Here is an 11,224-nt window from a genome sequence, read left to right on the forward strand (position 1 = left end):
CGATGCCGCCGGCCAGGCCCGAAGCCGGGCCCTGCCCCGCCGCCGGGGGGCGCTTGCGCATCACGAACGTCGGCATACGGCGAGATCCCGGTCGAAGACGCCGGCCGCCTGCGGCACGCCGTCGGTCGTCGGCCCGTAGGCCGGCACGCACATCGGCGCGCCCGTCTGCGGATGCGCGAGCTTCAGCATCTCGACGCCGAACGCCGCGCGCAGCCGCGCCGGATCGAGCATCGCGTCGGGCGTGCCCTCCGCCACGAGGCGGCCCGCCCGCATCAGCAGCATCTCGTCGCTGTCATCGGCCCCCGGGTTCAAGTCAGGCAGCACCCACACGATCGTCAGTCCGCGCGTGCGGTTCAGCGTGCGCAGCGCATCGAGGATGTCGAGCTGGTGATGGATGTCGAGATAGGTCGTCGGTTCGTCGAGCAGCACGATCGGCGCCTGCTGCGCGAGCGCCATCGCGATCCATGCGCGCTGGCGCTCGCCGCCCGACAGCGCGCCGACGTCGCGGTTCGCGTCGTCGGCGAGGCCGCTCGTCTCGAGCGCCTCGTCGATCGCCAGGTGATCGGCGCGCGACAGCCCGCGCAGGAAGCCGCCGTACGCATAGCGCCCGTAGGCGACGAGCTCGCGCACGGTGAGCCCCGACGGAATCTGGTTGAACTGCGCGAGCATCGTCAGCTCGCGCGCGAGCGCGCGACGGCGAAACGACGCGAGCGGCTGGCCGTTGACTTCGACATGGCCGGCACGCGCGGGCTGCAGGCCCGCGAGCGTGCGCAGCAGCGTACTCTTGCCGCAGCCGTTCGGTCCGCACAGCGCGGTTACGCGGCCGGCCGCGATCGACAGGTCCAGCCCGTCGATCACGACATGGTCGCGATATCCTACCGACAGCCCGCGCGCGGCAAGCGCGGCGGTACTACGCGTCATCAATCCTCCGTTCGGTCGCGCGGGACCGTATAACTCTGCGCCATCGCGACGACGACCTTGCGCGGCCCCTCGAACGGGTCGCGGGCATGCGCGGTCAGCATGTTGTCGAGCATCAGCACGTCGCCCGTGCGCCACGGGAACACGATGCGCTGCTGGTCGAGCACGCCGCGGATCTCCGCGAGCGCGCCGGCTTCGAGCGGTTCGCCGTCGCCGTAATACACGTTGCGCGGCACGTTCTCGAGCCCGACCGCGTCGACGAGCGCTTCCTGCATGTCGTCGTCGAGCGCCGACAGGTGAAACAGGTTCGCCTGGTTGAACCACACACGATCGCCGGTGCGCGGATGGCGCGCGACGGCCTGGCAGCGTTCGCGGGTGCGCAGCAGCAGCTCACCGTCATCGTCGGTGCGCCATGCGCATTCGATGCCGCGCACCGCGCACATCCGTTCGACCTCGGCCGGCTCGTCGGTGCCGAACGACTGCTGCCACGGCAGATCGAGCCCCTGCCCGAAATTGCGCACGTACAGCAGCTCGCGTTTCTCGAAGCGCGCAATCAGCGCCGGATCGAGCGCGCGATAGACGGCGCGGCTGTCCGCGATCGGCGTCGCACCGCCCTTCGGCGCCGCGAGCGCGCAGTGGAACCAGATCCGCAGCGGCCATTCGCGCGTGTACGACTGCTCGTTGTGCAGCGGAATCGCACGATGCGGCGGGTATTCGGTCGACGTGTAGACCGCGCCTTCGACCTGGCTGCGCGGCGTCGATGCGTATTCATAGCCGATCAGCGGATCGCCGAACGACGCCGCGAACTGCTGGAACGCGTCGATCGACGGCACGTGAAAACCCGTGAACAGCACGCCGCCCGCCCGTTCGAGCGTGTCGGCCGCGATTTCGCGCGCCAGCGGCGCAACATCGTCGATCGACATTCCGTCGCTGCCGCGCGGCGACACGACGGTGGGCAGCCCCGGCTCGATACGCAGGTCGTCGAGCGTCGGCAACGAAAGCAGGGTCATGCAACGTCCTCTTCAGGTGGTGCGCCGGAAACGCGGCGCAGCAGGTCACGACGCGCGCGATGCGCGCTCGCCGTCCATCGCGCGGCGCAGGCTCGCGGGGCGCATGTCGGTCCAGACCGTCTCGATGTGCGCGAGGCAGTCGGCTTTCGGGCCGCTCACGCCGATCTCGCGCCAGCCGGCCGGCACGGGCCGGAACGTCGGCCAGATCGAATACTGTTCTTCGTCGTTGATGACGACCGTATAGACGAGGTCGTCGGTGTCGGCGGAAGGCGTCGTGGCTTGCGTCATGATCGGAAATCGCTGAGGCGGTTGAAGGTGGCGAAGCGGCGGTTTCGGCCGCTCCTGTCTGATAGACGATTGGCCGGCGCGGTTTTTTACCGACGCCGTGCGCGGCCGCCCAGAAACACCGGGCACGCGACGCCGCGATGGCACGCGTCGAGGCATTCCGCGCAGTGGCGCTCCGCGTCGCGCACCATGAAATGCACGAGCGTCTGCGACACGTTCAGCGCGCGCGCCGCGGTCTGCAGCGTCTCCTCGCGCAGCCGCACCATCTCGAAGGCCGCGCGGCTGCGCGCCGGCAGGTCGTCGAGCGCCGCCCACACGCGCCGCAGCGTATCGCGCGTCAGCAGCGCGGCTTCCGGCGTCGGCTCGGGCGACGGCACGTCGAAGCCGTCGTCCTCTTCCGTGTGATAGACGTTCTCGAGGCTTTGCCGGCGGCACGCATCGATCGACGCATTGCGCACCATCCGCGTCACGTACGCGACCGGCTGGCGCACCGCATCCTGGTTCGGGAATTCGACGAGCTTCACGAACACGTCGTGCACGACGTCCTCGGCGCGGCTCGCGCAGCCGACGAAGCCGCGCGCGACATTGACGAGCATCGCGCGATGCGAGATCAGCACGTCGAGCAACGCGCCCTGCGCACGGGGTTCCGCGGGACGGCGCGCACGCGGCGGCCGGTCGGGAAAACTGCCGAGGAACGGGTTCGCCGCTGCCGCCGCCGGTCGGTCGAGCACTTCCGCCATCGCCATCGATCTGCTCCGTCAAATTCCGAGATAGCGCAATTTAACGTAAACGCAAATCATTCTCAATCCGATTACGAGATATCCCTTTCGGTTGTCAGGATTTGTCTGAACAATCGGCGAAATCGTTGCTTTGACAGATAGGACGCCAGCCGGCGGTCGCGGCACGTGGCCACTGCCGCGTCCGTGCGGCGTACACGGCTGCCGCTTGCGCCGACACGATCTTTCACGGTTCTGACGAAACGCCTGCGCCTGTCATGTGCGGTAGCTACTTATTACCACGTGAAATTTTGAGGGCTCGTACGATCGACGTGCCGTTTCCCAAGGGAGAACAACATGAAATCCATCGTGTTATCCGCTGTCATGATTGGTGCGCTGTCGAGCGTGATGCTCACCGGATGCGTCGCCTATCCTGGCCCGGCCGAAGTCACGATCGGCTGGCATGGCGATCGTTACTGGGACGGAAATCGCTACTGGGAGCGCCGCGACTGGGAGGCTCAGCATCCCGCCGGGCATGACGACCGCCGCGACGATCGCCGGGACGACCATCGCGACGATCAGCGGCCGCAGTGGTAATGCGCTGCCGCTCCCGTGATCCGCTATTCAACGACAGGACCTCAACATGAAGACGCTACTCAAGACCCTGACCGTCGCGGCGCTCGCCACCGCCGTGCTCGTGCCGGCCATCGCCGAAGCCCATCCGCACCGCGTGTGTCACTTCGACCATCACCATCACAAGATGTGCCGCTGGGTGCGCTGAGCATCGCGCAGCAGATGTGAGAAACGCCGGCTTGCCGGCGTTTTTCGTTTTACCGACGCTGCGGTAACAACTTGCATCGAACGATGCAACGCACGGCCGGTTGGCGTCCGGCATGCATCGCCGCCGAGCGTTTCGTCACCGGGGCATGCGCCCCGGCACGCGTGAGCCGCACCGTGTGCGTCAATAGATGAACAGCCGAATCGTCGCCGTACCGTTGAACGGACCGATCTTGGGTGGGCCGAACGCCTTCAGCACGGCATCGAGCGTCACGCTCTGGTAGTTCACGCTTCCCGGCATCTGGGCGAGCACGAACTGTTCGTTGAATGCAATCGCCTTGCCGTTCCGGTCCTCGATGCCGATGCCGAAATTGCTATTGGGATCCGGTACGAGCAGCCCGTTACGCACCGTCTGCGACGTCTCGAAGTAGCCGTCCACGCGCACCGGCACGTTGCATTGCTTGGTCAGCGCGAGACTGAACGACTTGCGCGGCACCGCGGGCGAAAAGCCGTTGCCCGTCGCCTGCACCTGGCCGAACTTCACGATGCCGGGCTCGGGGGTGACCTTCACGTCGACCATGCAGGGTGTCGGCTTGAGATTCTGCAGACCGCTCAGCTTGTAGCGGAAGCTTCCCTTGCTGTTCAGCCCGCGCTCGCCGTCGAACTGAAACACCGCGTAGATATCCGAGGGCGGCCTCGTCCACGCCCCCCGCTTGCGAATGACCACCTGATACGTAATGCTGATGGGCCATTTCGGACACATCCCGGCATCAACCTGCCGGTCGGTCATCTCGCAGATTTTCACGGAGCGGTGCGTGTCGATGCCGTTCCCCGGCTGGCTGCTGCGTCCGTAATAGTCGGTGCCCTCGAAGCGAATGCCGACTTCGAGCCCCCACGCGGCCGGATTCTGTTTCTCCGGGTTTGCATAGAAGTAGATCTGTTCGGGGAAATTCTGCAGTCCGCCGATATCCTTGTAGCAATAGCCCGTCGTCGTGCGCGGCGGCGACACCCAGATCACGTAACCATCCGGCGCGTCGGTCGGATACGACGCGACATTGCCGATCGCCTCCGTCAGCGACAGGCCGCCGTTGTCCGCAATACACTTCAGCGCCCACGCAGGCTGCGCAACCGCGACGAACAGCGCGAGCACACACCACCTGACCCAGGCCGGCATTCGCGAAGCGATGCCGTTTCGTCGAACGCCGCTCATTTCTTCACGCTCTTGCAGGCACCGGCCTCGCACGCATACTCGACCGCCACCTGGCCGCCGTAGTCGTCCACGTGCGTGACGAACAGCGTCGCCGGCGTCGCGGCCTTGAACGGCACGTTGGCCGTGCTCATCGGGCTCACCATCACCGGGTCCAGCGGCACATGCGTCTTCTGCGCACCCGAAGCCACGTCGACGATCGTGATGTGATACGGCGTCGGATTGTCGAACACGAGCGTGTGTGCGGCCGAATCGACGCGCAACGTCATCGGCAGCGTCCAGTCCTCGTCGCGCGTCGGCTGCACGGCCTTCGGCCGGTAGAACAGCTTCATCTGCGTATGCAGCGCGATCTGCAGTGTGTTCGGCGTATCCGTCTTCGGCGGCACTTCGCGGATGTTCAGGTAGAACACCGATTCGCGATCGGCCGGCAGCTCGGTGCCCGGCAGCTTCGCGATCCGCAGCACGTTGCGCTCGTTCGCCTCGACGCGCTGCAGCGGCGGCACGACCATCAGCGGCGACGTGATCTTGTTGCCCTTCGCGTCCTCGAGCCACGACTGCACGAGATACGGATACGTCGTGCTCTTGTTGGTGATCGTGACGACCGCGGCCTGTTCGCCTTCGTTGAAGATCACGCGCGTGCGATCGGGCACGATCGCCGCCTGCGCGGTGCCCGCGAACAGCGCGCCGGCCGTCGCGAGCACGCACCATGCGCGCCGCGGAATGGAAAGGGAAAAGGAATTTTTCATCGCTGGATCCGTGAATTCATCGTTCGACCCGCGCAGCCGCTGCATGCGACTCGCCGGGCGTCTGGCACGTCACCGGAATCGGCGTGCCTTCGAGTTGGAGCTGGTTCGGCAGCGTGTCGATCGTGCAGAGCGTGCGTTCGCCCGCGCGCACCGCCAGCGTGGATTTCGGCTGAACCTGGGTCAGGAACGCCGCTCCGCTCTCGCCGACGATGCCGAGCTCCCTGCCGTTCGCCGCGTCCTGCACCGACGCACCGAACGGCAGCGGCTTGCCTGCCGGGTCGGTCATCGTCAGGTACAGGTTGCTGCCACGCGCGGCGGAAAATTTCACGAAGCCGATCGCGCCATCGGTCAGCACCATGCGCTGGATCGGATTCGACACCTGCACTTCGAGCGGCAGCTTCTCGACGTTGACGGTCGCGTCATAGACGTTGTACGGCGAGATGCCGTCGAGCACCGCGTAGCCGCGCGAATCGGTATGCGAGAGCGTGCCGGACAGCGGCACATCGGGCACGCCGTCGGTCGACACCAGCAGGCGCGTGTCGCCTGAATTGCCATTCGCATGCGCCGACACACCGTATTGCGTCGCGACGAACGAGCCGTCGACTTCGAGCGACGCGGCCGCATACGCATTGGCCAGCGTCGACGCCTGGGCGGTCAGCTGATACGCGGACGAGCGCTGGCGGTAGCTCGCGTTCGCCGACGCGCGCCCGTCGGTCGCGCCCGCGTTGATCTGATAGGTACGGCCATTCGGATCGTCGTAGATGTAGCCCGCGTTCACGCTCGTGCTGCCGCTGCCCGTCGTCAGGTTCGACGTGACGGTGTGACGGCCGCCGATCGGCAACGTCGCGGTGACCGAGACCTGGTTGCCACTTGCACCGGCGCTCTGTGTACGGAAGGCCGACACGCTCACGTTCAGGTTGCGCAGCGTGCCGATCGAGAACGCCCGGGTGAGCGTGAGGCCGACGCGCTGCTCGTTCGCACGTTCCCAGTAGGTCGTCTGGTCGTACGAGAAATAGGTCGACGTGTCGCCGAAACGCTTCGACAGCGTCGCCGAGTAGCGCTGCTTGCTGTTGGCGAGGCCGTACGCGGTCGGGTCGCCCGAGAACTGCGCGAAGTTCGTGTATTCGCGCTCGGAGAAGCGATAGCCGAAGAAACGCACGTCGGCATCGAGCCCGTCGAAGTGCTTCGAATAGTTGATGCGGTACGAGTTGCCGTTGCGGGTCGCGCCATTCCACCACAGCTTCGCCCGTGCATGCGTGACGTCGGCCGACAGCGCGCCGAACGCGCCGAAATCGCGGCCCACGCCGAGCGCGATCGACGTGTAGCCCGACGCGGCGATGAAGCCGCCATACGCCGTGACGTCGAACGGCAGGCCGTAGGCGATTTCACCGAAACCGAAGAATGGCGTGATGCCGGCGCCGCCGAACAGCCGCGGCTTGCCGACGGCGGCCTTGTAGCGCAACTGCCCGGCACGCGCGAGGAACGGCACGGCGGCCGTCGTCACCTGGAAGCGCTGCACGCTGCCGTCCTCTTCCTCGACCGCGACATCGAGTGTGCCCTGCACGCTCGTATTGATGTTCTGCAACGCGAAGGCGCCTGGCGACACGCGCGTCACGTACAACACGCGACCTGCCTGCGATACGGTCACGGTCGCGTTGGTGCGCGCAACGCCCGAGATGAGCGGCGCATAGCCGCGCAGCGAAGGCGGCAGCATGCGGTCGTCGCTGCGGATCGACGCGCCCGTCAACGCGAACGTGTCGAAAATGTCGGAAGTCAGGTAGTCGTCGCCGAACGTCACCGTCGACTGGATCGACGGCAACGCACGAAATGCATAGAGCCGGCTGAAGCGGAACGTGCGGTCCGCATAGGCCGTATTGCCCACGTTCGATTGCGCCTGGTAGTCGCCGCGAAAGCGCCATGCATCCCAGTTCGCGCCAACCGTCCCGTAGGCCTGGATCGAATTCGTCTGGCTGCCGCCCGCACCGAAGTTGCGGTTCGTGTTCGCGATCACGCGATAGTCGAGCATCGCGCCTGGAATCCCTTCGGACCAGCGCGACGGCGGCAGGTAGGTCGAGTCGGTGAACTCGAGCGCAGCCTGCGGAATCGTGATCTTGAGCCGACCGTCGCTTTTCAGGTAACGCACGGTCGCCCCCTCGATCGCGCCGAGATCGACGCAACGTCCGCCCTGGAAGCGCGGCAGGTCCTTCGCGAGCGACGGCTTCAACCCGAACTGCGCGACGAGCTCCGGTGGCAGGCACGGTTTGCCCGCCCCCGACGTGTCGACGGCGATGAACTCGATCGCCTGCAACCCGTAGAACAGGTCGTTGACCCGTACGTCGAGCATGTACTCGCCGGGCAGCGTGAAGTCCGCCTGCGAGAACTGCGACAGGTCGACGTTGTTCGAACCGTCGATGTTCAGGAACGACGAATTGAATTCCGTCGCATGGCTCTGGCTGCCGACAACCAGCACGGAGACGCAAAGGAAGGAATGTCTGATTCGCACGCGGCGCTACCGGAAGTCCAGGGAGAGGGAAAAGGAGAAAAAACGAACGAGGAAGGGTGTGTGCACCCTTCCCCGGTACAGCGGCTTACTGGTAGCGAACCGTGAAGTTCGCCACGCCGTCGGCGGTACCCGGCGTCACGCCGGCTGCGGTCGCTTCGTACATTGCCGCGAAGCGTGCGATGTTCGTGCCGTTCTGCAGCACGGTCGGTGCCTTCTGCTCGGCGCCGTTGTCGAGGTATTCGCCCGACGCTGCCTGCAGGCGGATGCCGACGTTGGTTGCCGACCCGATCGTCGCGAGCAGCTTCGGCTGGCCTGCGCTCGACGTGCCCGTGAACGTGAAGTACGCGTTCTGCGCGATGCTCGTGTCGCAGTCGGTCAGCTTGATGTCGAAGTTGGTCGGCGTGGACTTGTCGCCAGCCTGCTTGAACACGTTGGTCGGCACCTTGCCGAGGTTCACGGTCTGGTTGACCGAACCCGAATCGATGCCGCATGCGCCCGCGACGATCTCGCCCGTGAAGTTGATCGTGCCGGTGCCCGCTGCGAAGGCCGAGGTCGACAGGGCCGCGAGTGCGACAGCGGTCAGGATGGATTTTTTCATGACGTTTCCCGTAAGGACTGCAAATGGAGTAGATGACGTGGCGGATACAAACGGCAGCGCATGGTGGCTTCCGTCCGACACGAGGCGGCATTATCGAGATAATCGTGAAAGTTTTCTGTAAATCATTGTCAAATGCTTCTGACAATGTCCGATTTAGCCCTCTAAATCCGAACTATTTCCTGTCTATTTTCAATCCATAAATTTTTATCCGCAGTCCTTTTTTATTTTTTGGAAGCAATTGAAGATTAAAGAGAATTTCCATCGGCAGCCGATGCCACCCCGCTACTCCTTGCCAGCATTGGCTTCGGCAAAATCATCCGCGAAAAGGACAAAACATTGTCCAATGCCGCCATCGTTGCCGGACGACAACGTCAATATCAAATCATTTTCAACAAACAGGAAATTAACCGGCGATTCAATCAATTCAATTCTTTCGCGCAAACGATTGCGACATCAGTACAAACGTTTTACTGCGACACTTTGCCGCCCTCATTATTTCCAATATATAGTTAATTCGATCGTCAATTCCAGATCGTAAATCGCCCGCATGAGTGGCCGCCGGAACCCGACATCGGGACCGCATCGCATGAGAGAAAGAAGGAAAAACAACCCGCACACGTTTGCGCGGATTGGCGACCCGGGCGACCGCAAGACGAGGGTCGTTCCGAAACGCGCATGTGCGCGTGGCGACAGGATGAAAAAGCGTCCTGGCCGGCCTGTCAGTGGGGAAAGATGTCGCTGGAACAGCGGGATGGATCGAAGGAAGCGGCGGCGGCACGTCGAAGCGTACCGCCACCGTCATGCCGCCCGACGCGCGGCTGCGTCAGGCGACGGGCATTACGCGGAAGCCGCGGCTTCCGCAGACGCCGGCGACCAGCCGCCGCCGAGCGCACGGTACAGCGTGATCGCATTCGCAAGCCTGAGCTGCTTGAGCCGGATCAGCTCCTGCCCCGACTCGTACGTGCTGCGCTGTGCGTCGAGCAGTTCGAGATACGTCGCGACACCGCCCGCGTAGCGACGCTCGGCGAGCTTCAGCCGCGCGCCGTCGGCCGTATACACGTCCTGCTGTGCGGCAAGTTGACGATCGATCCAGTCGCGCGCGGTGAATGCATCGGCCACTTCGCGGAACGCGGTCTGCACCGTCTTCTCGTAATCGGCGACCGCGATGTGCTTGCGCGCATTCGCGACGTCGAGATTCGCGCGATTGCGGCCGCCCGCGAAGATCGGCAGCGTGAGGCGCGGCGCGAACGTCCACACGCTCGTGCCGCCGGTGAACAGGCTCGAGAACGCATCGCTGACCGAACCGTAGTCGCTCGTCAGCGTGATGCGCGGGAAGAACGCCGCGCGCGCGGCGCCGATCTGCGCGTTGGCGGCCTTGAGCCGTGCTTCCGCCTGCCGGATGTCCGGCCGCCGTTCGAGCAGCGTACTCGGTGCGCCGGGCGCCACCGGAGCGATCGACAGCGTGTCGAGCGCGGTCATGTCGTCGGGCACGTTGCGCGCGAAGTCGCCCGCGAGCAACTGCAGCGCCCGCACCGACTGCGCATGCTCGCGCTCCAGCGCGGCTCGCTGGCGGAACTGTGGTCGGTCGTTGGGGTGAGGCGCGGGAAGAAAGCCGGGCGGGGGGCGCCGATGTGCGCGTTGGCGGCCGTGGGCCGTGCTTCAGCCGGGCGGATGTCCGGCGGCCGTTCGAGCAGCGTACTGGGTGCGCCGGGCGCCACCGGAGCGATAGACAGCGTGTCGAGCGCGGTCATGTCGTCGGGCACGTTGCGCGCGAAGTCGCCCGCGAGCAACTGCAGCGCCCGAACCGACTGCGCATGCTCGCGCTCCAGCGCGGCCTGCGACGCGCGCGCGGAGGCCACCAGCATCTCGGCCGAGCGCAGCTCGATCGCGTCGCTCGTGCCGGCCGCATAACGGCGCTGCGTGAGCGCGGCCATGCGTTGGCGAGCATCCAGCGTGCGCTGCGCCAGCGCGAGCTGCTCGTGCAGCGAGCGCTCCGATACATAGGCGCCCGCCACGTCGGCGATCACACCGATGCGAACCGTGCGTTGCGCGTTCGCCGTCGCGAAATATTCAGCGAGCGCCGCGTCGGACAGGCTGCGCACGCGGCCGAACAGGTCGAGCTCGTACGCGCTGATGCCGACGCCCGCACGATACAGCCCGCTGATCGCGCTTTCGCGCACGACCGGGTCGTACTGGCGCGCACGGTCATAGCCCAGATTCGCATCGACCGACGGCATCAGGTCCGCGCGCTGCACGCCGTACAGCGCGCGCGCTTCCTCGAGGCGGCCGGCCGCGACCCGCAGGTCGCGGTTGTTCGCGAGCGCCGCATCGATCCACGCCTGCAGCGCGGCATCGGTAAAGTAGGTGCGCCAGTCGTCGAGCAGCGCGGCGTCGGTGGGCGACACCTCCGCCGCCGGTGCGGCACTGCCGTCGACCGGCGCATAGGTCGCCGGCACCGGCGCCG

General features: G+C 65.6%; 10 protein-coding genes and 2 pseudogenes. 2 read left to right on the forward strand and 10 right to left on the reverse strand.

Going from position 1 to position 11,224, the window contains the following annotated elements:
• Positions 1-60: 60 nt before the first annotated feature.
• From G3N93_RS24660 to G3N93_RS24675, 4 genes are all read right to left on the reverse strand, one after another.
• On the reverse strand, positions 61-921 hold the full coding sequence (locus tag G3N93_RS24660) for an ABC transporter ATP-binding protein (protein ID WP_206134153.1): 861 nt from the start codon (positions 919-921) through the stop codon (positions 61-63).
• Positions 921-1,928 (reverse strand): TauD/TfdA family dioxygenase, encoded by a 1,008-nt coding sequence (locus tag G3N93_RS24665; RefSeq protein ID WP_174934194.1) that lies wholly within the window; start codon positions 1,926-1,928, stop codon positions 921-923. Before G3N93_RS24665 ends, G3N93_RS24660 begins: the two co-directional genes overlap by 1 nt.
• A 45-nt stretch (positions 1,929-1,973) precedes the next feature.
• Positions 1,974-2,216: an MbtH family NRPS accessory protein gene (locus G3N93_RS24670; RefSeq protein ID WP_011351933.1), complete on the reverse strand. Its 243-nt coding sequence runs from the start codon at positions 2,214-2,216 to the stop codon at positions 1,974-1,976.
• Positions 2,217-2,302: 86 nt separating this feature from the next.
• Positions 2,303-2,959, reverse strand: coding sequence for an RNA polymerase factor sigma-70 (locus G3N93_RS24675; RefSeq protein WP_174936919.1), 657 nt, complete (start codon positions 2,957-2,959; stop codon positions 2,303-2,305).
• 327 nt (positions 2,960-3,286) lie between these two features.
• Here G3N93_RS24675 and G3N93_RS24680 point away from each other — a divergent pair, with 327 nt between their 5' ends.
• Entirely contained in the window at positions 3,287-3,526 is a 240-nt protein-coding gene (locus tag G3N93_RS24680) for a hypothetical protein (RefSeq protein WP_041492825.1), read from the forward strand.
• Positions 3,527-3,572: 46 nt separating this feature from the next.
• On the forward strand, positions 3,573-3,710 hold the full coding sequence (locus G3N93_RS24685; protein ID WP_206134154.1) for an HHHH-motif protein: 138 nt from the start codon (positions 3,573-3,575) through the stop codon (positions 3,708-3,710).
• 180 nt (positions 3,711-3,890) lie between these two features.
• On the opposite strand, the gene G3N93_RS24690 is transcribed toward G3N93_RS24685, so the two are convergent.
• From G3N93_RS24690 to G3N93_RS24715, 6 genes and pseudogenes are all read right to left on the reverse strand, one after another.
• Complete coding sequence (locus G3N93_RS24690; protein ID WP_174934198.1) at positions 3,891-4,916, reverse strand: fimbrial protein; 1,026 nt, start codon at positions 4,914-4,916, stop codon at positions 3,891-3,893.
• Positions 4,913-5,659 (reverse strand): molecular chaperone, encoded by a 747-nt coding sequence (locus G3N93_RS24695; protein ID WP_174982125.1) that lies wholly within the window; start codon positions 5,657-5,659, stop codon positions 4,913-4,915. Before G3N93_RS24695 ends, G3N93_RS24690 begins: the two co-directional genes overlap by 4 nt.
• Before the next feature lie 16 nt (positions 5,660-5,675).
• Positions 5,676-8,129 carry a fimbria/pilus outer membrane usher protein gene (locus G3N93_RS24700; protein WP_206134155.1) on the reverse strand — a complete coding sequence of 818 codons (2,454 nt, stop codon included), beginning with the start codon at positions 8,127-8,129 and terminating at the stop codon, positions 5,676-5,678.
• A gap of 118 nt (positions 8,130-8,247) precedes the next feature.
• Complete coding sequence (locus G3N93_RS24705) at positions 8,248-8,760, reverse strand: fimbrial protein (protein WP_034186931.1); 513 nt, start codon at positions 8,758-8,760, stop codon at positions 8,248-8,250.
• An 837-nt stretch (positions 8,761-9,597) separates the two neighbouring features.
• Positions 9,598-10,323 (reverse strand): annotated as a pseudogene (locus G3N93_RS24710) (efflux transporter outer membrane subunit); the annotation flags it as partial.
• Positions 10,324-10,595: 272 nt separating this feature from the next.
• Positions 10,596-11,224, reverse strand: a pseudogene (locus G3N93_RS24715) (TolC family protein); the annotation flags it as partial.

The organism is Burkholderia sp. Se-20378 (assembly GCF_017104665.1).
In the GTDB taxonomy this organism is placed as follows: Bacteria; Pseudomonadota; Gammaproteobacteria; order Burkholderiales; family Burkholderiaceae; genus Burkholderia; species Burkholderia lata.